General features: G+C 64.0%; 17 protein-coding genes and 2 riboswitches. Of the genes, 5 read left to right on the top strand and 12 right to left on the bottom strand.

The genetic code is table 11. The features are described from left to right. Positions 1 to 34: 34 nt before the first annotated feature. A riboswitch (cobalamin riboswitch) is annotated at positions 35 to 232 on the bottom strand. A 28-nt stretch (positions 233 to 260) separates the two neighbouring features. Then, positions 261 to 1427 carry a DUF1624 domain-containing protein gene (locus ABOC32_RS21985; RefSeq protein WP_426808854.1) on the bottom strand — a complete coding sequence of 389 codons (1167 nt, stop codon included), beginning with the start codon at positions 1425 to 1427 and terminating at the stop codon, positions 261 to 263. 185 nt (positions 1428 to 1612) lie between these two features. Beyond that, positions 1613 to 3739: a TonB-dependent receptor gene (locus tag ABOC32_RS21980; RefSeq protein ID WP_426808853.1), complete on the bottom strand. Its 2127-nt coding sequence runs from the start codon at positions 3737 to 3739 to the stop codon at positions 1613 to 1615. Between the two features lie 110 nt (positions 3740 to 3849). Then, positions 3850 to 4056, bottom strand: a riboswitch (cobalamin riboswitch). A gap of 160 nt (positions 4057 to 4216) precedes the next feature. Between ABOC32_RS21980 and ABOC32_RS21975 the strand changes: the two genes are divergently transcribed. Next, on the top strand, positions 4217 to 4963 hold the full coding sequence (locus tag ABOC32_RS21975; RefSeq protein ID WP_426808852.1) for an outer membrane beta-barrel protein: 747 nt from the start codon (positions 4217 to 4219) through the stop codon (positions 4961 to 4963). Between the two features lie 132 nt (positions 4964 to 5095). Here the strand turns inward: ABOC32_RS21975 and ABOC32_RS21970 are convergent, their stop codons facing one another. From ABOC32_RS21970 to lpxO, 3 genes are all read right to left on the bottom strand, one after another. After that, complete coding sequence (locus ABOC32_RS21970; protein ID WP_426808851.1) at positions 5096 to 5665, bottom strand: N-acetyltransferase family protein; 570 nt, start codon at positions 5663 to 5665, stop codon at positions 5096 to 5098. 78 nt (positions 5666 to 5743) lie between these two features. Next, positions 5744 to 6088 (bottom strand): carboxymuconolactone decarboxylase family protein, encoded by a 345-nt coding sequence (locus tag ABOC32_RS21965; RefSeq protein WP_013973174.1) that lies wholly within the window; start codon positions 6086 to 6088, stop codon positions 5744 to 5746. A gap of 255 nt (positions 6089 to 6343) precedes the next feature. Continuing rightward, a complete protein-coding gene (gene lpxO, locus ABOC32_RS21960; RefSeq protein WP_426808850.1) occupies positions 6344 to 7243 on the bottom strand; it encodes a lipid A hydroxylase LpxO in 900 nt (299 codons plus the stop codon). A gap of 154 nt (positions 7244 to 7397) precedes the next feature. Here lpxO and thpR point away from each other — a divergent pair, with 154 nt between their 5' ends. Continuing rightward, positions 7398 to 7943 carry an RNA 2',3'-cyclic phosphodiesterase gene (thpR, locus tag ABOC32_RS21955; RefSeq protein WP_426808849.1) on the top strand — a complete coding sequence of 182 codons (546 nt, stop codon included), beginning with the start codon at positions 7398 to 7400 and terminating at the stop codon, positions 7941 to 7943. 7 nt (positions 7944 to 7950) lie between these two features. On the opposite strand, the gene ABOC32_RS21950 is transcribed toward thpR, so the two are convergent. The 4 genes from ABOC32_RS21950 to ABOC32_RS21935 form a co-directional block, all read right to left on the bottom strand. Further along, on the bottom strand, positions 7951 to 10380 hold the full coding sequence (locus ABOC32_RS21950; protein WP_426808848.1) for a TonB-dependent siderophore receptor: 2430 nt from the start codon (positions 10378 to 10380) through the stop codon (positions 7951 to 7953). Positions 10381 to 10470: 90 nt separating this feature from the next. Next, positions 10471 to 11448 carry a FecR family protein gene (locus ABOC32_RS21945; protein ID WP_426808847.1) on the bottom strand — a complete coding sequence of 326 codons (978 nt, stop codon included), beginning with the start codon at positions 11446 to 11448 and terminating at the stop codon, positions 10471 to 10473. After that, complete coding sequence (locus ABOC32_RS21940; protein ID WP_086974294.1) at positions 11445 to 11951, bottom strand: sigma-70 family RNA polymerase sigma factor; 507 nt, start codon at positions 11949 to 11951, stop codon at positions 11445 to 11447. Before ABOC32_RS21940 ends, ABOC32_RS21945 begins: the two co-directional genes overlap by 4 nt. A gap of 124 nt (positions 11952 to 12075) precedes the next feature. Then, positions 12076 to 12672 (bottom strand): NAD(P)H-dependent oxidoreductase, encoded by a 597-nt coding sequence (locus ABOC32_RS21935; protein ID WP_426808846.1) that lies wholly within the window; start codon positions 12670 to 12672, stop codon positions 12076 to 12078. Between the two features lie 91 nt (positions 12673 to 12763). Between ABOC32_RS21935 and ABOC32_RS21930 the strand changes: the two genes are divergently transcribed. Next, on the top strand, positions 12764 to 13363 hold the full coding sequence (locus ABOC32_RS21930) for a TetR/AcrR family transcriptional regulator (RefSeq protein WP_426808845.1): 600 nt from the start codon (positions 12764 to 12766) through the stop codon (positions 13361 to 13363). A 130-nt stretch (positions 13364 to 13493) separates the two neighbouring features. On the opposite strand, the gene ABOC32_RS21925 is transcribed toward ABOC32_RS21930, so the two are convergent. Further along, positions 13494 to 14399, bottom strand: coding sequence for an AraC family transcriptional regulator N-terminal domain-containing protein (locus ABOC32_RS21925; protein ID WP_426808844.1), 906 nt, complete (start codon positions 14397 to 14399; stop codon positions 13494 to 13496). A gap of 181 nt (positions 14400 to 14580) precedes the next feature. Between ABOC32_RS21925 and calA the strand changes: the two genes are divergently transcribed. After that, a complete protein-coding gene (calA, locus tag ABOC32_RS21920) occupies positions 14581 to 15633 on the top strand; it encodes a vanillin reductase (protein ID WP_426808843.1) in 1053 nt (350 codons plus the stop codon). Between the two features lie 153 nt (positions 15634 to 15786). On the opposite strand, the gene ABOC32_RS21915 is transcribed toward calA, so the two are convergent. After that, positions 15787 to 17103, bottom strand: coding sequence for a hypothetical protein (locus ABOC32_RS21915; protein ID WP_426808842.1), 1317 nt, complete (start codon positions 17101 to 17103; stop codon positions 15787 to 15789). 205 nt (positions 17104 to 17308) lie between these two features. Here ABOC32_RS21915 and ABOC32_RS21910 point away from each other — a divergent pair, with 205 nt between their 5' ends. Beyond that, complete coding sequence (locus tag ABOC32_RS21910) at positions 17309 to 18508, top strand: sugar transporter (protein ID WP_063427023.1); 1200 nt, start codon at positions 17309 to 17311, stop codon at positions 18506 to 18508. A 142-nt stretch (positions 18509 to 18650) separates the two neighbouring features. Here the strand turns inward: ABOC32_RS21910 and ABOC32_RS21905 are convergent, their stop codons facing one another. Then, positions 18651 to 19235, bottom strand: coding sequence for a LysE family translocator (locus ABOC32_RS21905; protein ID WP_426808841.1), 585 nt, complete (start codon positions 19233 to 19235; stop codon positions 18651 to 18653). Positions 19236 to 19273 lie beyond the last annotated feature (38 nt).

Raw genomic sequence — 19273 nt, 5'->3', positions numbered from 1 at the left:
GCAACACTGATGGCCAATCCCGGACACCCCGCCGGTTGGTAAATGTAGGCCGGCAGGTCTCCTGACTGGTGCGTCATGGCCCGGCTCCGGCCTTCCCGGGCGTGTGGCCCAGTGGCATCGATGGAGCAGGCTCGGCACCTACAGTTGCGGGGGCAGTTCCGTTTGGCCCGTATTGACGGGCCTGGGATTCCCTATTAATTCCGTGGTGGAAACCGGCGGCCCGCATGGTAGACCATCGCGCCGCCGGGTGAAAACGCTTTTCAGAAGTACTTCAGCCAGGTGATGTCGCGGCGGCGTGCTTTCAGGCGAGCGAACCCGCGCACCGGCAGGTACAGCGAGACCGCCAGCAAGGCAGCGCCCAGCCACACCGCCGCGATGCCGTCGAAGCCGAAGTAGTCGCCATGGTTGAGGCCGAACAGCGCCACGCTGGCCAGATACAGCAGCTTCAGCACGTACAGGTGCAACAGGTAGAAGAACATCGGTGCTGCGCCAAACACCGCCAGTGCGCTGATCCAGCGGGCCTGGCCGGCGCGCTCGAAGGCGCGCAGCAACAGCAGGCCGCAGCCCAGGGTGAGCGCCAGGAACAGCAGTGACGGCGGGTATTTGGTGATGTTGAAGAAACTCATCACGGTTTGGGTGAGGGTTGGGTAACCGCTCCACGGCGCCTCGCCGTAGCCGTTGAACAAGCGCAACACGACAAACCCCAGCAAGGCGATCAGCCCAGCCAGCAGCAAGCGCTGCTGGCGTTGGTCGGCCGTGCTGCCACGGGCAAACCAGGGGCCCAGGCCATAGCCCAGGGCGATGACCCCGATCCATGGCAACACCGGGTAGGAGGTGCGCAGGCGCAGGTTTTCGGAGAACTCAAGCCAGCCACGGTCGTGCAGGATGGCCCATGGCACGTGCAGGGCGGACTCCACGCCAAAGTGCAGGCCGTCGAGCAGGTTGTGGCCGGCAATGATGACTGCGCCCAAGGCGAGCAGGGCGGCACGTGGCAGCCATACCAGCAGCGACAGGGCGATCATGCTGACGCCGATGGCCCAGATGACTTGCAGGTAGATCACGCTGGGGGGCAGTTGGAAGGTCCAGGCGAAGTTGACCAGGGTGAATTCCAGCACTACCAGGAACAGCCCGCGCTTGAACAGGAATGCCGAGACATCGCCACGGCCCTGGTGTTTTTCGCCATACAGCCAGGCCGACAGGCCGGTCAGCAGGACGAACACTGGCGCGCAGAGGTGGGCCAGGGTGCGGCTGAAGAACAGCGAAGGCTCCGTGGCGTCGATGGCCATCGGGTCGCTGACCTGGCGGTGCAGGAAGAAGGTTTCGCGGACGTGGTCCAGAAGCATGAACAGAATCACCAGGCCGCGCAGGGCATCGATGCTCTGCAGGCGCTGGGTGATCAGGGAAGGCGTGGCGCTGGCGCTTGTCATGGAGGGTCGCTGATAGGAATTAATGTCATGTGAAACGTTATCTTATAACTAATTGGTTAGGGGTTGGTAGGGGTTTTTCTATTGCCTATGCGGGCCTCTTCGCAGCGCAAGGCTGCTCCTACCGGCCGGTGGTGACTTGTAGGAGCAGCCTTGCGCTGTGAAGAAGCCGTTACAGGCAACTCAGGTCAGAAGGTGTAATCCACCGTCGCAAAGTACGACCGTGGCATCCCCATCAACCACTGCTGCCCACTGAACGCCGACTGCACATACTCGCGATCAAACAGGTTGTTCAACTGCAAGCCCAACTTCACATCCGGCAGCACCTGCCAGCCGATGTTGGCATCGACCACGGTGTACCCGGGGGCGCTCTGGGTATTGGCGGTATCGGCATAGCGCTCATCCACATAGCGCGCACCAATGCCGGCTTCCACCTGTTGCCCGAAGCCTTTGCTCAACCACAGGTTGGCGGTACGCCGTGGCACGTTGGCCGGCCGGTTGCCGGCACGGTCCTGCGCCACGCCGCCGACCATCTCGTCGAAGTCGTCATACCTGGCACGCACCAGCGATGCGTTGGCCGACACCTGCCACTGATGCGCCAGCGCCAGTTCCAGGGTGGCCTCAAGGCCATCGGAGGTCTGCTGCCCGGCCTGTTGCTTCTCGTGGGTGATCGGGTCGTCCACCAGCAGCTTCTTCTTGACGATGTGGTAGGCGGCAAGTGTCCATTCGCCTCGGCCTTCCCAGAAGCGCTGCTTGAGGCCTATTTCGGTCTGCTTCGCTTCGGTCAGGTCATAGTGCATCTGGGTGGGGTTGAGGCTGATGAGGTTGTTGACCCCCTCTTCGCTGGTGGAGTACTGCCCGTACAGCGACAGGTCGTCGGTGACCGCGAACACCAGCCCGGCGCGCCAGTTGCCACCCTGCAGGCTGCGGTCGCTGCGGCTGTCGTTGGTCAGGTTGGTGCGGTCGATGTGGTTCTGGTCGCGGCGCACGCCGGTGACCAGCGACAGCCGGTCACTGAGCAGCAGGCGGTTTTCCGCGAACAGGGCGAAGGTGTGGGTACTGGACAAGGTTTGCGGGCGCAGGGGCGAGGCGCTGTGGAACCAGCCCGGCTCTGGCTGCCAAGGGTCGATGAAATCACCGCCCACATCGTTGTAGGGTGAGTTGCTGTCGACGTTGAAGCGGACCTTGTTGTACTCCGCGCCGACCACGGTCTTGCTGGCCAGGCCGAACAACGTGTGGTCGAAGGTGAAGGTCTGGCGGTCGCCGAACTGCTCCTGGTTGTGCTTGATCTCCAGGTAGCTGCCGCGCTGCAACTGTTGGCGCTCGGCGTCCCAGCTGTAGTCTTCGGCGTTGCGCCAGTGGCGGCGGCTCTTGATGTAGTACAGCTGGTTGCTGGCGCTGACGTGGTCGTTCAGCGTCCAGTCGGTGGTCAGCCGGGTCCACTCATCGACGTAGTGCTGCACGTCGTTCTGCACGTTGTAGTTTTTCTTGCGCAGGCTGCTGCGGTAGTGGCCGTCGATCAGCGGGGTGCCGTAGTAGTTGGCCGGCTCTGCATCGCCACGGTCGTGGGCAAGGGTGAAGCTCAAGTCGTCACTGGCATCGAAACGCAGCGCGGCGCTCAGGGCCAGGCTGCGCGAAGTGGTGCGGTCGACCCAGCCGTTGCCGGCCTGCTGGTTGAGGGTCAGGCGATAGCTCAGGCGCTCGCTGAGGCTGCCCCCGCTGTCCAGGCCGAGCTGCTGGCGGTCCCACGAGCCGTAGCCCAGGCGCACGTGGTTGCGTACCTCACCGGCAAACGGTTTTTTCGGGATCACGTTGATCACCGCACCGGTGGCGCCTTCGCCATGCATTACCGAAGCCGGGCCGCGAATCACATCGATACGCTCGACCATCCACGGGTCGACAGGGAAGGTCTGGGTGCCGGCACCGGTGTACAGGCGTGCGCCGTCGAACAGGGTCATCACCGAGCTGTGGCCGGCAAAGCCGCGGGCGGACAGGCCGGTGCCGCCGTCGCCCGGGGAACCGACGAAGGTGATGCCCGGCGACCGCGTGACCGCATCCTGCACGGTGAGGTTGTTGCGCTGCTGGATCTGCTCGGCGCTGATGCTGCTGGTGCTGGCCGGTGTTTCCAGGGCGCTGAGGCCAAGGCGCGAGCCTGCCTGGGTCGGCGTGGCCAGGTCGATGGCGCGGCTGTCGAGGGTGTCGGTGATGGCCGTGGAGGGCAAGGCCAGGGGCTGCGGGTCACGGTCATCGGCCAAGGCCGGCAGGGCGACGGCCAGGCAGGCCGCCAGGGGGTGAAGCTTGAACTTACGGGACATGTCGTTCCACTGCTGCAGGAATGAATGGATCCCGGTGGAAAACACGCAAAGGCGAACCATGCAGCCAGGCGCGCGCACGGATTCCGGCCTGCGCCCGCCCACCGCGGGTTGCCAAGTGACGCTCCAGGCCGGTCTCCGGGCTTGCGAGGGGCATGAAACCTTCACCTTCCCATGCCTGTGCACAGTGGTATCTCGAAGGGTTCGCTCGCTTACCGTTGCGGGGGCAGCGCCGGACTTGTCGTGGCTAACACGACGCACCGGCTTCCCGTTTCACCCTGCGCGCGGCGGCGAAGGGCACCTGAAACTGGCGCGCATCTGACCACTGAAACGCTGGGGCGTCAAATGTTGGCGTGCGATTAATCCTGCGATAAAACACAAGGTTGCGCGTTTTTACTGATTTTTTTTCGAACTTTTTTGGCGACGTTTGTCTCGAACCGCACGTTCGCCTTTCGTTATCAAGTCATGGAGACTTCCCGCATGCCTGCTCGTCAACTGTTGCGCCACACCTGCCTGCTCGCCCTGATCGCCGCGCCGCTGGCGGCCACCGCCGCGCCCAGCACCGACCCGCTGTTCACACTCGGTGTGCAGGGCGGCTACGACAAGTTCAAGTTCGAAGGTGGCAGTGAGAGCGACAAGGAACACATGGGCCAAGGCGGCGTGTTCGCCACCTTCGGCAACAAGCTGACAGCTGAGTCCGGCTTCATCTACCAGCTCGGCGCCGAAGCCAAATTCGGCAAGAAGAACGACAACAAGCTCAAGGAGGCCCAGGCCGACCTGGACCTTGGCTGGCGTGCGGCGCTGGACGCGCGCAACTTTGTCGACGTGACCGTGGGCGGCGGTTACAGCTGGTCGCGCTTCGAGCCGGAAATCAACGACCTCGATACCAAGCTCACCGTGAAGTCGCCGTTTGCCAAGGCGGCATTGGGCTACAACCACCAGTTCGACGCCTCGACCCTGCGGGTGGAAGTGGGCGCACGCCATACCCTGGACGGCCGCGCGAGGCTGAAGGTGGACGACTTTGGCAGCGACACGGTCGACCTGAAAGACCGCACCAACCCGTATGCCGAGGTGACGTTGCTGATGAACCAGCAGGGCGGTATGCCGGTGCAGGCCGGGGTGTACTACACCCGCACCGAATACAAGCTGGATGAAGACTCGCCAGCAGCAGACAACACCAAGCTCAAGCGTGACGAGTTTGGTGTGAAGGTGGGCCTGGCTTTCTGAGGTTGAGCGGTTAGCAGGCCCTGCCTCTTCGCGGGCTTGCCCGCTCCCACAGGAAATCCACGCCTTTCGGGGAAAGTGGAGTACCTGTGGGAGCGGGCAAGCCCGCGAAGAGGCCAGACCTGCTCAAGAAGATCAGCGCCCGCGACGCCGCGACACCCGTGCCTCGATGTTCTTGCGCCCAATCAGCAGCGGCGGCTTCTCCACCACCGGTTCATCCGCCAGCCACTTGTACATCACCAGGCAGTCCACCAGCCCCAGGCGGGCATGGCGGTAGGCCTTGGGCAAGCGCCCGACCGTTTCGAAGCCCAGCGTGTGCCACAGTGCCACCGCCACTTCATTGCTGGCCACCACCGAGTTGAATTGCAGGGCCAGAAAGCCCTCCTGGCGTGCCAGCTTCTGCGAGTGCTCGCACATCAGGCGCGCCACGCCTCGGCCGCGTGCCTGCTCGCACACCATGTAGCCGCAATTGCCCACATGCGCGCCAGGCCCGGCGGCATTGGCCTTCAGGTAGTAAGAGCCCAGCAGCTCGCCATCCTCTTCGGCCAGCAGCGTGTGCGATGGCAGCTCCAGCCACAGCTGACGGGCCTGATCGAAGCTCAGGGCCGGGTCGAAGGCGTAGGTTTCACGGGCCTGGACGATGGCCTGGAAGGTGGGCCAGAAGCGCTCGAAGTCTTCGGCTGTCATGGGGCGAATGTGAATCATGCGGGTTCCTGCAAAGGCTGGGCCGCCAAGTCTGTGGGGCACGGCGCCGTCGCGCAAGGGCGGCGACGCCGTTTGTGCTCAGCCGTTGGCCTTGCCCACCGCATCCATGGCCCGCGCCGAGTACACCAGCGCAGCACCGGCGTTCATCGCCACGGCCACGCCGAGGGCTTCGGCAATTTCCTCGCGGCTTGCACCGTGTTTCACCGCCTGCTGCGAATGCACGGCGATGCAGCCGTCGCAACGGGTGGTCACCGCCACGGCGAGCGAGATCAACTCACGTGTCTTGGCGTCGAGGTGGTTGGTCTTGGCCCCCGCACCGCTGGCGGTCATGTAGCCGGCCACGGTGTCGGGGGAGAGTTGCTTGAGATCGCCGATGCCGGCCATCAACTGCTTACGGTAGGCGTCCCAGTCCATCATGCTCATCGTCTTCACCTTGGGGTGGTTGCGAGTGGAGCTTTCAGGCTAGTCGAAGAGTGGCAGGTGCGACGCTTGTACTTTGGTGGGTGTACAGCAGTACTTGTCGGGGCGACTGTCTTGCACCATCACTCAGGCTGCCGCATCACCTTGTAGGAGCAGCCTTGTGCTGCGAAGAGGCCTGTAAGGCTAAAGATTATCTTCGGCTGCAATGGCCTCTTCGCAGCGCAAGGCTGCTCCTACAGGTGAGAGTGCGTTGAACGGTTAGATGTAGATGAACACCAGCACCAACGCCGCAACCACTGCCCACTTCTCCAGGTAGTAGCGCATGCGGTTGCGCTTCTTCAGCGCCTTGCCGCGTTCACGGATCTTGTAGATGCGGGTGAACAGCCGGTTGATGCCACCAGTCTTGTCGCCGTCACCGTTCGGCGCGGCAGCGGCGGCCATGACGTTGCGGCTGAACCAGCGGTTGAACGCAGTTGCCCAGCGGTACTTGAGCGGGCGCTCGACGTCACAGAACAGGATGATGCGGTTGTGCTCGGTGTTGTTGGCCGCATAGTGGATGTAGGTCTCGTCGAAGACCACACCCTCGCCATCGCGCCACGAGTACTTCTCGCCGTCCACGTCGATGTAGCAACCGTCATCGTTCGGCGTGTCCAGGCCCAGGTGATAGCGGTACGAGCCGGCATAGGGGTCACGGTGACGCACCAGCTTGGCGCCCGGTGGCAGGGTGGCGAACATGGCAGCCTTGACCGTACCGATGCCTTGCAGCAGCTCGGTGGTGCGTGGGCACAGGGCCATCGCCGATGGGTGGCTCTCGCCGTACCACTTCAGGTAGAAGCGTTTCCAGCCCGTCTTGAAGAACGAGTTGAAACCGACGTCATCGTAATTGTCGGACCTCTTGATTTCGCCCACATGCAGCAACTGGCGGCCTTCCTCGCGGATTTCCTGCCAGTGGTCCTGCAGCGGCTTCAGTTCGGGGAAGGCTTCGACCGGCAAGTAAGGCTTGGCCGGGAGCTTGGAAAACAGGTACAGGAAGCTGTTGACCGGGGCCAGGAAGCTGGAGTGGTCGCCCAGCTGGCGGGTCAACTTGTGGCGAACGCGACCGCGCAGGTGCACATAGGCGATCGAGAGGACGAAGATAAGTACGAGTGCAATTTTCATGGACGTTTACTTGTCGAAAAATGGCCATGCGCCATGGCATAAGCTCGCCAGCATAAACAATCATGGGGGTAGTTTGTACTTATTGTTACGAAACGACGGGGCGACATTGGTGTCCCTACAGTCTTGCGCAAACGTTTCACGTCAGGGAGTTGGTATGGTTCAGGATATACGCCCCAGCGGTAGCCCGTTCAAACGGCTGTTTTTCGCCTTGCCGGTCAGCGATGCCCAGCGCAGTGCCCTGGCCCAGTGGCGCCGGGGTCTGAGCCTGCGCAGCGGCAAGCCGGTGCCGGCGGCTAACTTCCATGTCACGCTGTTGTTCCTCGGCGATGTGGATACCGCCCAGGTGCCGGCGATCTGTGCGGCGGTCGATCAATTGGCGCTGCCGGGCACGGCACCGCGGCTGTTGCTCGACCGTTTGCAGGTGTGGCAACGGGCCGGCGCGCTGGTGCTGGAGGCACAGCAGGCACCGCCGGCCCTGTTGCAACTGGTGTACGGCCTGCAGCAGGCGTTGCTGCCGCTGGGGGTGGAGGCGGCCAACCGGGAGTATCGGCCGCACTTGACCCTGTCCAGGGATTACCGCGGTCAACCACCCGAAGCCAGCAGCGCGCCGGAGTTCTACCTCACGGCACGCCACTTCACGCTGTACGAGTCGCGCAAGGGCGCGTACTGGCCCTTGGCGCAGTGGCCGCTGGCAGACTGACCCAGGGTCAGAGGTCCGGGGTGTACTTGACCGTCAGCATGAAGTTGCGTGGCTCGCCATAGTTGTTGCTGCCATTGAGCTGGTTGAAGCCTGCCACCCAGTACTTCTTGTCGAACAGGTTGTTGGCGTTGACGGCAAGATTCACTTCCGGGGTCAGCTGATAGGCCAGGCGTGCGCTCCACACGGTGTAGCCGGGCACGGTGTAGGTACGTTCGTAGCCAAGGGTGTGGCTCTGGGTGGTGAAGCCAAGGCCGGTGCTCCAGCGCTGGCCGTCCAGTGGCAGGGTGTAATCGGCCCATGCCCGCAGCATGTGCTTGGGTGTCCACTGGCTGAAGGTGCGGCCTTTGTCGTCAGGGTCATCGAGGAACTTGGTGGTGTTGTAGGTGTAGCCTGCGAACAGTTGCAGGCCACTGAGCACTTCGCCGCTGATCTCGGCTTCGACGCCCTGGCTGCGCACCTTGCCTGCTGCGGTGGAACAGTACCAGTCATCACAGGCGAAGCCCGAGGCCGTATCGGTGACGGCGCGGTTTTTCTGATCGTAGCGGAACACTGCGATCGAAGCATTGACCCGGCCGTCCAGCAGTTCGCCCTTGAGGCCCGTCTCGTAGTTGCTGCCGATCACCGGTTTGAGCGGCGTATTGCCCACGGCGCGTTCGGTTTGTGGTACGAACACGTCGGTGTAGCTGGCGTACCAGGCCCATTCGCGAGTCAGGTCGTAGACAAAACCTGCATACGGGGTGACCTCACCCGTTTCGGTCATGCGGCTGGTGGGATTCACCTGGCCTGGGTTCAGACCGCGATACGTGGTGCTTGCATAGCTGTAGTCGAACCAACTGACCCGTGATCCGAGAATCAGCGTCAAGCGGTCGGTCGGTTTGACCCGCCAGGCGCCGTACAGGCCCCTCTGGCTAATATCATAGCCACTGCTTTCGTGACGCCCGAAGGGCGCTGCAAGCAGGCTGTCACGGCTAGGCTCGGGGCGGTCGTGGTCGATGTCGAAAATGCTGTCGTTGCCACCAAACGTGCGCCAGTAACCATCATCGCTGGTGAGCTTGGAGTAGTTGCCACCAATGGTCACTTCGTGTGCCACAGAGCCTGTGTCGAAGTGGCCGACCACGTTCATGTCCAGGCCCAGCTTGGTGGAGTGGAAGTCGGTGATCCAGTCCGCATACTCGACGCCGCTGCCGTCAGGCTCAAGGCCTTCACCGACAGTCTGGGTGCGTTGGTGGATCGACGTGTTGGTTTCGTCCATGCGCACTGCAGCCGCCTTGAAAGCCCAGTCCTCGTTGAAGCGGTGCTCCAGGTCCAGGTAATAGGTGGTGACGTCTGTCTCGGCACGGCTCCAGCGAGCGCCGGTGTAAGTGGAACGCGGTACGTCGACCGGCTTGCCCGTGGCGTAGCGAGGGATACCCCGCAGCATCGGCCGCGACTGCTGGCGGTTGTAGCTGATGCCAGCACCCACGGTGGTGGCGTCGGTCAGGTCGATGTCCAGTGCGCCGTACAGCGAGTGTGACTTGCTCCACTGGTAATCGATGAAACTATCGCTCTGATCTTCGTCGGCGACGAGTCGTCCGCGTACCCGGCCATCGGCAGTCAACGGGCCGCCTGCGTCAAGCTGCAGGCCGTAATGGTCCCAGGAGCCAGCCTTGCCGGTGAGGGTGACCGTCGGGGTGGCCTGGCCACGCTTGCGCACCAGGTTGATCGCGCCACCGGGACTACCGGTGCCCTGCAGCAAGCCTGAAGCACCGCGCAGCACTTCCACGCGGTCGAAGAACACCAGGTCCTGGGTGGCCCAGTTGCCCAGCGAATAGTTGTTTCGCGGGATCGGCACACCGTCGTATTGCCAGTCGTCAATCTGGAAACCACGCGAGGTCACGACCACGCCCGGGCCAATGCCCTGGGCGCCGACAATGCCGGTGGTGTGGTTAAGTGCGTCCTGCAAGTCGGTGATGCCCTGGTCATCCAGTTGCTTGCGCGTGATGACGGTGACCGACTGGGGGATCTCCTTGAGGGTGTGCGTGCCTTTGCCCAGTGTCACCGCGCGGGCGGCATAGGAACCGGTGCCTTCGCTGGTGGCATCCACAAAGTTGTCGGTGATGCTGGTGCTGCCCAGCTCCATGACGTCGCTGCCCAGGTTACCGGGCGCCACGCTGAAATGGCCCTCGGCGGAAACCCGCAGTTGCAAGCCGCTACCGGCCAAGGCGGCTTGCATGGCCTGCTCGGCACTCATCTTGCCGACCACGGCAGGGGCCTGCTTGCCGCGCACCAGTGCAGGCTCCAGCGCGATGATATGGCCGCTCTGGCTGGCGATGCGGTTGAGCGTGTGGGCCAGGCTGGCGGGTGGCAGGTCGAACGCCTGGGTTTGCGCCTGGGCAAGCACATTGAAGCTGGCCAGGGCGGCGACCAGGGGCAGGGCGCGGGGCAAGGGGTTGTACACGGATTACTCCCGAATGAAATGGCTGTCAGGAGGTATGTGGGATGAGCACAGAAAACTTGCCACGATTGCGAATGATTTCGATAAATATTTTCATCCGGAGGTTTTCAGGTCGATCAGCATCAGCCACGGGCCATAGCGCTCCACGCTGATGGGCAGGGCCTCGGCCAACGCCTTCAACGCCTGCTGTGGCTGGTCCAGAGGAAATACGCCTTGTACCCGCAGGTCGCGTACCGCGGGGGAGAGCCGGATGTAGCCACGCTGGTAGGGGCGCAGCGCGTCGACCACCCTATACAGAGGCTCGTCGAGGACTTCCAGGCGGCCTTCCAGCCATGCAGCCCGTTGCTGCTGTTCGCCCGTCAGCCGCTCGATGGTGTTATCGCGCAGCAGGGCAGCCTGCCCCTGCTGCAACTCGGCCCACTGCCCATCGGCCAGGCTGGCGCGGACACTGTGCTGCAGCACCACGACCCGGGTGGCGTCCTGCTCCTGGCTGACCAGAAAGCGTGTCCCTAATGCCTGCACTTGCCCTTGCGCGGTGCGCACGCGCAGGGGGCGCAGCGGATCGCGCGCAACCTGGATCAGCAACTCGCCGTGACGCAACACCAGAAGACGCTGCCCGGCATCGAACTGCACGTCTACCGCACTGGCGCTGTTCAGGCTCAGGCGGCTGCCGTCTGCCAAGGTAAAGCTACGTCGCTCGCCACGGCCTGTGTGCAAGTCGGCCAGCCAGCCTTGGGTGGTGTCGCTGCGCCATCCACCCCACAGCGCCGCGCCGAACAGCCCGACGCTTGCCATGGCGCCGAGTACGTCACGCCGTGACCGGGTAGGTTGCATCAGCAAACGGCGAGCCTCTGCGGCTTGGCCCGGGGCCCGTTGATCCAGGGCATGCAATGCTGCAAGCGGATGACCAAGGCGCTGTTCCAGGCGGTTCCAGGCTTGTTGGTGAGCGGGGTCCTGCTGCAGCCAGAGCCGGATCCGTTGCAGCAGCGCCGGGTCCGGCGTGGCGGCCCTGAGCTCGACCATCCAGTCGATGGCCTGCTCGCTCACGCGGTCCAGGGCTGGCCTGCTCATGCCTGTACCTCGCACAGGTAACACTGGCGCAGCGCCTGTTTCATGTAGCGGCTGACAGAGCGCTCGCTGATCTGCAGCTTTATGGCGATGTCGGCGTAGTGCATGCCGTCGAGCTGGCTGTAGAGGAAGGTGGCTTTGACGACTGCCGGCAAGCCGTCCAGTGCCTGATCGATGCTCACCAGGGCCTCGATCAGCAGCAGTTGTTCCTCGGCCGATGGCGCTACGGCCTCCGGTAGCCGCGCCAGATGTTCCAGGTAGGCCTGTTCGAGCTGGCGACGGCGATGACGATCGAAGATCAGCCGACGGGCGATAACGGTAAGGTAGGCGCGAGGCTGCTGGATACTGTCCGGGTCGACACGTGCGCCGAGCATCTGGCAGAACGTTTCGGCGGCAGTGTCCTCGGCGTCGGCGTGGTTGCGCAGGCGTTTCTGGATGTGCTGGAGCAACCAGCGATGGTGGTCGCTGAAGAAAAAGCCCAGTTTACGGGTTGATGTGCTGTCCAACGCCTGGCTTCCGGTTGTGAGTGTGAATCGTTCTCAATGGTAGCCGGGTCGTCTGATTTCCTGCAATGGGGGGGCGTGCACAACCAAGGGTGTCGCTACCTGGGTAGCGACACTGTGGCACTGTTCAGGCTGCGGCCTGGCGATCTGCGAACAGTTTTTTGCCCAAGGCGAGTGCGTGGCGCAGATGGGCGGCTTGGTCAGGCCCTTCGCTGTCATCTAGCAGGGTGGAGCTGAGTACCTCGGCGCCGCAATAGCCGAAGATGCCGTGCTCGATCTGCACGCGCATCGCCTCGCCATAGCCATGCCGTTCGAAAGTGCCTGCATCGGCCCCTGCAACGCCGACCAGGTGAACCTTCATGCCGCGCAATTTCTTGACCGTGGTGCCCCCTTCATAGTCGAACGCCCAGCCGTTGCTGAATACCCGCTCGACCCAGCCCTTGAGCAAGGCCGGCAGCGACCACCAATAGATCGGATAGACCAGCACCAGGGCATCGGCGCGCTCGATACGTGCCTGCTCGTTGAGTACATCGGCCGGCGGGGCTGCCAGCCGGCGGTGCACGGCATGGTCTGCCAGGCCAAAGCGGGGGTCGAAACCTTCGCTGGCCAGGTCGGCGATTTCGCTGCTGTGGCCTTCGCTGGCCAGGCCGTCGGCAACCTGCCGGGCCAGCGCGTGGGTGAGGGATTGCGGGTCATGATGACCGACGACGATCAGAGCGTGCATGGTGGCTCTCCAGTGATAGGTGCAGGGTTGCCTTGAGCGCTATATACTCGAGGTAAGTTACGTTAAGTAAGTTACTTTTGGTAGGTAATCGATGTCAAGCGATGATCAAGCCCGTTCGCGCAAGCGCCTGAGCCGCGACGACCGACGCCGGCAGTTGCTGGATGTGGCCTGGCAACTGGTGCGGGAGGAGGGTACCGATGCCCTGAGCCTGGGCCGTCTGGCCGAGCAGGCAGGGGTGACCAAGCCGGTGGTCTACGACCATTTCGAGACCCGCAACGGGCTGCTGCTGGCGCTGTACCAGGAATACGATGCACGTCAGTCGCAGATGCTGGCGCAGGCCCTGGACAGCTGTGAAGCCAGCCTGGTCAGCCGCGCCCGGGTGATTGCCGAGGCCTACGTGGACTGCGTGATGAGCCAAGGCCGGGAGATACCCGGGGTATCGGCAGCGCTGGCCGGTTCGCCGGAAATGGAGGCGCTGAAGCGGGCGTATGAACAGCCGTTCCTCGACAAGTGCCGCGAAGCCCTGGCCGGGTTTTCGCCCGGCGGCAATGTAGGGGTTGCCGGCATGCGCCTGCTGGTGGGGGCGGCGGATGCGCTGTCCCAAGCGGCTGCGGCAGGGGAACTGGAGGCCGGGCAGGCCAAGGCTGAATTGCAGGCGGCGATTGTGGCCATGGTCGAGCGACAAGCATGAAGCGCATGCCATCCCTGTGGGAGCGGGCGCGCCCGTGAACACCGGCATAGCCGGTGCCATTCACCGCGTCGTCTGCTTCGCGGGCGCGCCCGCTCCCACAGTGATCGTGCATGCTTGATAGACTGGCTTGCTACACCGGCAAGCTCTGATAGGGCAACTCATCCCCCGGGCTGCGCTCGAACTGGCGCTTGTACTCACGGCTGAACTGCGAGGTGCTCTGGTAACCCACCCGGTGCGCCGCCTGCGCCACCCCCAGCCCTTCGCCAATCAGCATCTGCTGCGCCTTGAGTAGCCGCAAGCGCTTGAGGTACTGCATCGGCGCCATGTCGGTGCAGCGCTTGAAGTGTTCATGGAAGGTCGAAACGCTCATGTTGGCCCGCGCGGCCAGTGCCTCCACGCTCAGCGGTTCGGCGTAGTGCTCGCGCAGGTGGGCGAGGGCGGCGCCGATGCGGGCGAAGTGCCCCTGTTGCTCCACCAGTGCCCGCAACACACCGGCCTGCGGGCCGCGCAGCGCGGTGTACAGCACCTCGCGTACGCGCGCCGGGCCCAGCACCTTGGCGTCCAGCGGGTCCTGCAGGCACTGCAGCAGCCGTTCCACACTGTCGCGCATGGGCGCATCCAGGGCGGCCGAGGTCATCGATTGCGGTGTTTGTGCCTGTACAGCAGCGTCCGGCGCCAGGTCCATGCGCTGCACCAGTTCGCCCAGCACGCCACGGTCGATGTCCACCGACACGCCCAGCAATGGCGCGTCAGGGGTGGCGAAGGTTTCGCACATGAACGGCACCGACAATGCCTGCACCAGGTAATGCCCGGCGCCGTACTCCAGCGTGCGCGGCCCCAGGCGCGCCAGCTTGCTGCCCTGGGCCAGGATCATCAGGCTGGGTTCGTAGATCTGCGGGCTGCTGGCCACATAGTGGTCCCAGCTCAGCACCTGCACCTGGGGCAGGTGCGTGGGCACAAAGCCTGGGCGCGTGGCGAGGCTGCGGATCAGCGCGCAAAGCGGCGCATTGGCGTCGACGTGACGGGTCAGTTGCATGGTGAACCAAGGGCAGAGAATCAGACAGCTTGATCATCGCAGATTGAGGGCGTGGCGCCAGGTGTCAGCTGACATCTTCGGAGAATCAGGCATGCATGCCGGAGAATCAGCCGTGGGCGTGACGCCGTTTGGCGCGCAGAATGCGCCGACTGAATCGTTTCACTTTACTGCGAGGCCCTGTATGTACACAGCCATCGGTTACGCCGCCCAAACCCCGACCAGCCCGCTGGCCCCCATGACCTTCGAGCGCCGCAGCCCGCGCCCGGACGACGTCGCCATCGAGATCCTGTACTGCGGCGTGTGCCACTCCGACATCCACCAGGCACGCAACGAATGGGGCATTGCCGTGTACCCGCTGATGCCGGGCCACGAGATCATCGGCCGGGTCACGGCGGTGGGCGCCAAGGTCACCGGGCACAAGGTCGGTGACCTGGTTGGCGTCGGCTGCATGGTCGACTCTTGCCGCCACTGTGCAGCCTGTGCCAAGGACCTGGAACAGTATTGCCTGGAAGGCCCGACCATGACCTACGCCACCCCGGACCGGGTCGACGGCAGCAACACCATGGGCGGTTACTCCAGCAGCATCGTGGTCAGCGAGCACTTCGTGCTGCGCATCCCGGCCGGCATGGACCTGCCCAGCGCCGCCCCTATCCTGTGCGCCGGCATTACCACCTATTCGCCGCTCAAGCACCACGGCGTCGGCCCGGGCCACAAGGTCGGCATCCTCGGCATGGGCGGCCTGGGCCACATGGGCATCAAGCTGGCCAAGGCCCTGGGTGCCGAAGTGACCCTGTTCACTCGTTCCCAGGCCAAGGCCGAGGAAGCCCGCCGCCAGGGTGCCGACCATGTGATCGTGTCCACCGATGCCGAGCAGATGCGCGCCGCGGCCGGCCGTTTCGATTTCCTGCTCGACACCATTCCGGTGCAGCACGACCTCAACCCGTACCTGGAAACACTGAAGTTCGATGGTGTGCACATCCTGGTCGGCCTGATCGAGCCGATTGACCCGCCAGTGCATGCGGCCAACCTTGTGATGAAACGCCGGGTGCTGGCGGGGTCGTTGATCGGTGGTATCGCCGAGACCCAGGAAGTGCTGGACTTCTGCGCCGAGCACGACATCCGTTGCGATATCGAGATGCTGGATATCCGCAACATCAACCAGGCGTATGAGCGGATGATTGCCGGTGATGTGAAGTATCGGTTCGTGATCGACATGGCCACGCTTCAGGGCTGATTGATCGGTTGCCTGCACTGGCCTCTTCGCGGGTAAACCCGCTCCCACAATGACCGCACATAGTCTGAATGCTGCGCTACACCTGTGGGAGCAACTGCGGCGATCCGATTTACCCGCGAAGAGGCCGGTACAGGCAATAGAAAGCTGGACCTTTTACCAGACCATCGCCTTGTCCCACCCTTTCCAGAACAACCACCGCCGCACCTCGCCATGCGCCCCGGTGCCGATCTGCCACTCAGGCCGGCCACTCTCCAGCGCAATCACAGACACTATCCCCGCATGGCTCGCTGCCACCAGCGTGCGCCCGTCGGCGCTGATGTCCATCGCACTGATGGTCGACCCCAGGTAATGCTGCCAGTGTTCCTTGCCATCCTCGCCAAACGCCCGCAGGTAGCCATAGGCATCACCCACAATGTACTCACCATCGCGCGCCACCCCGGCGTATACCCGCGCGCCATCCTGCAGCAGCGGGGTACGTGGGTCCTGGCTGTAGTAGTCGGTCTCCAGCCCCGGCAAATCGGCGACGTTTACCCCCAGCGTGGCGCCGCTGTAGAAATGACAGGCATTGAGGGCCAGGTGGTCACCCGTGCGGTTGAACAACGCAAAGTGCGGGTATTCGCTGCCAGGGCCGATGTTCGCCAGCGGCCTGAGGTGCTCGTCCAGCACCAGGTGCCGGCTGCCTTGCTCACCCACCACGATCAGGCGGCCATCCGCCGACACCGCGCCATGCTCCATGCTCAGCCCCAGGCTGATGTCGTCCGGGTCGGTGCCTTCGGCCAGCTCATCCAGCACGCGCATCTGCTGCGGCAGCAGGCGAGTCGCACCCTGGGTGGTCAGCACGAAGATACCTTCGGCACTTACCAGCAGGACGCGCTGGCCATCCGGGAAGGGGGTCAGCGCGGTCGGTGCAGGCGGCAGGTCGAACGGCTCGAACGGGTAACCTGGCGGCAAACCCTCCAGCCCTGTTGGCCAGGCCAGGCGCTGCACCTGTGGGCCGCCCCAGCCGTCGGTCACACGCACGCCTTCGGCATTGGCCAGGGCGAAATAGCGACGGGCCGGGCAGCGGCCAAAGTGCTCGATGCCGATGACCGGGGTTACCCCATGGTGATCGATACGCACCACCTGGCCCTTGTCGTAGGGCATGCCGATGCGGGCCAGCAGGCTGCCATCCTCCAGCAGCAGGACATTGCTGATGCCCTGGCCGTGGTCTTCGAGCAACGGCACCAGGGGGTGGTGCGCAGGTGGCCAGGCCTCGCGGAAGGCCTGGCGCTGCTGTTCGTCGGCGCCAGGTCGATTGGCTTCGTGCAGGGCTGCCAGCCAGGCGTCGAGCAGGTGCCCGGTGGCGGGCGCCTGCGGCTCTTCAAGATTGTCCCAGCCTTGCGCACGGCCCTGTGCGACGTAGTCGTTGACGGCCTGGGCATAGGCGATGACCGCCTGCTGCCACTGCTGCTGGGGGTGCTGCTTGTCCATGAGCGGATCGGGCTCCTTGTTGCACACGCGTTTCACACAAAGCGCGCATGGTACTCCTTCTGCCTGCCTTGCGGTTGTGAGGCCCCGGCTTGACGCGTACCATGCCGTGCATTCCTATCAATAACAGCGCGCACGTCGGCACCCCTGCAAGCGGGTGGCTGGCGTGCGGACTGTTGCCTTGTCTGCGGAGAAACGTTTCCCACCCATGAACGGACCCATACCCACCGACCTGCCGCCCACGGCGGGCAGCGGCAGCTGGCTGAGCGTCATCGCCCTGGCCCTGGCGGCCTTCATCTTCAACACCACCGAGTTCGTCCCGGTCGCGCTGCTCAGTGACATTGGCCGCAGCTTCGACATGAGCACCGCCCAGGTCGGGCTGATGCTGACCATCTATGCCTGGGTGGTGGCGCTGGCCTCGCTGCCGATGATGCTGCTGACCCGCAACATCGAACGGCGGCGCCTGCTGCTGTTCGTGTTCCTGGTGTTCATTGTCAGCCACTTGCTGTCGTGGCTGTCGCAGAGCTTTGCCATGTTGCTGGTCAGCCGTATCGGCATTGCCCTGTCGCACGCGGTGTTCTGGGCCATTACCGCCTCGCTGGCAGTGCGCGTGGCGCCACCTGGCCAGCAGGCCAAGGCGCTGGGCCTACTGGCAACCGGCACCACCCTGGCCATGGTTCTGGGCATTCCGCTGGGCCGCGTGGTGGGCGAGGCGCTGGGCTGGCGCGTGACCTTCCTCAGCATTGCCGGGGTGGCGCTGGCCACCATGCTGTGCCTGATGAAGTCGCTGCCACTGCTGCCCAGCCAGAACTCCGGCTCGTTGCGCAGCCTGCCGATCCTGTTCAAGCGCCCGGCGCTGGTGATTACCTACCTGCTGGTGACGCTGGTGATTACCGCGCAGTTCACTGCCTACAGCTACATCGAACCGTTTGCCCTGCACGTGGCACAGATTGGCGGTGAGCGCACCACGCTGTTGTTGCTGCTATTTGGCGGTGCGGGGGTATTCGGCTCGTTGCTGTTCAGCCGTTACAGCGACCGTTTCCCCCATGGCTTCCTGGTGGGCTCGATCGGCTTGCTCGCCGCGTGCCTGTTGCTGATGTTGCCGCTGTCGGGCAACTTCTATGCGTTTGCGGTGCTGAGCATGTTCTGGGGTGTGGCGATCCTCAGCTTCAGCCTGTCGCTGCAGTCCAAGACGTTGAAGCTGGCATCCGATGCCACCGATGTGGCCATGGCGCTGTTCTCGGGTATCTACAACATCGGGATTGGTGGCGGTGCGCTGCTGGGCAGTATCGTCAGCAGCCAGATGGACGTGGCCGATATCGGCCTGGTGGGCGGTAGCGTGGCGGTGGTCGGGCTGGTGCTGGCCGTTGCCAGCACCCGGCGCTTCCGCGAGGCGCTGACACACTGATGACCCAAGCCCAGCGCGCTTTTCTGTAGGAGCGGCCTTGTGTCGCGATGGACCGCAAAGCGGTCCCAGGATTTCAGCTTCGCAGTAGAAATTGCCGGGGCCGCTTTGCGGCCCATCGCGACACAAGGCCGCTCCTACAGGTTCAAGCCAGTACGGCAGCCCAGGCAGAAATCAGCAGCACCCCCGCCAACACCTGGTTGAACAGCTGCAACCGCCGCGGTGCCTGCAACCACCGGGCGCTGCCCACCCCCAGCACCGCCCAGGCTGCCATGCACGGCAAGGCGATCAGCAAGAACACCAGCGCCAACTGCCACACCGGCAACGACGGGGCGGCGAATACCCCGACCACCGCCACGGCCATCAACCACACCTTGGGGTTCACCACCTGCAACGCTGCGGCACTGAAGGCACTGAACCCTTGCGCCGTGGCCGCCTGCAGCGGGGCAGCGGCACTGCGCAGCATCTTTAACGCCAGCCAGCTCAGCCACAACACCCCGGCCCAGCTCATCACCTGTTGGGCCAGAGGGTGACGTAGCAGTAGTTCACCCAGCCCCAGCCCGACCATCAACACGATCGCCGCCGCCGCACCACAGGCCGCCACGATGGGTGCCAGGCTTGCGCGCAGACCCACGCGCGCGCCATGGGCCAGGATCAGCAGGTTGGTCGGCCCCGGGCTGATGCTGGACACCAGGGCGAACAGAATGAAGGGCAACAACGACTGCGACATGGTTCAGGACTCCAGAAAATCGAAGCACCATGCTCGCT

Origin of the sequence: Pseudomonas sp. WOUb67, assembly GCF_050058005.1 — a bacterium.
Taxonomy (GTDB): Bacteria; Pseudomonadota; Gammaproteobacteria; order Pseudomonadales; family Pseudomonadaceae; genus Aquipseudomonas; species Aquipseudomonas putida_R.
The sequence above is the reverse complement of the archived record's forward strand: the minus strand, read 5'-3'. Positions and strand labels throughout refer to the sequence as shown.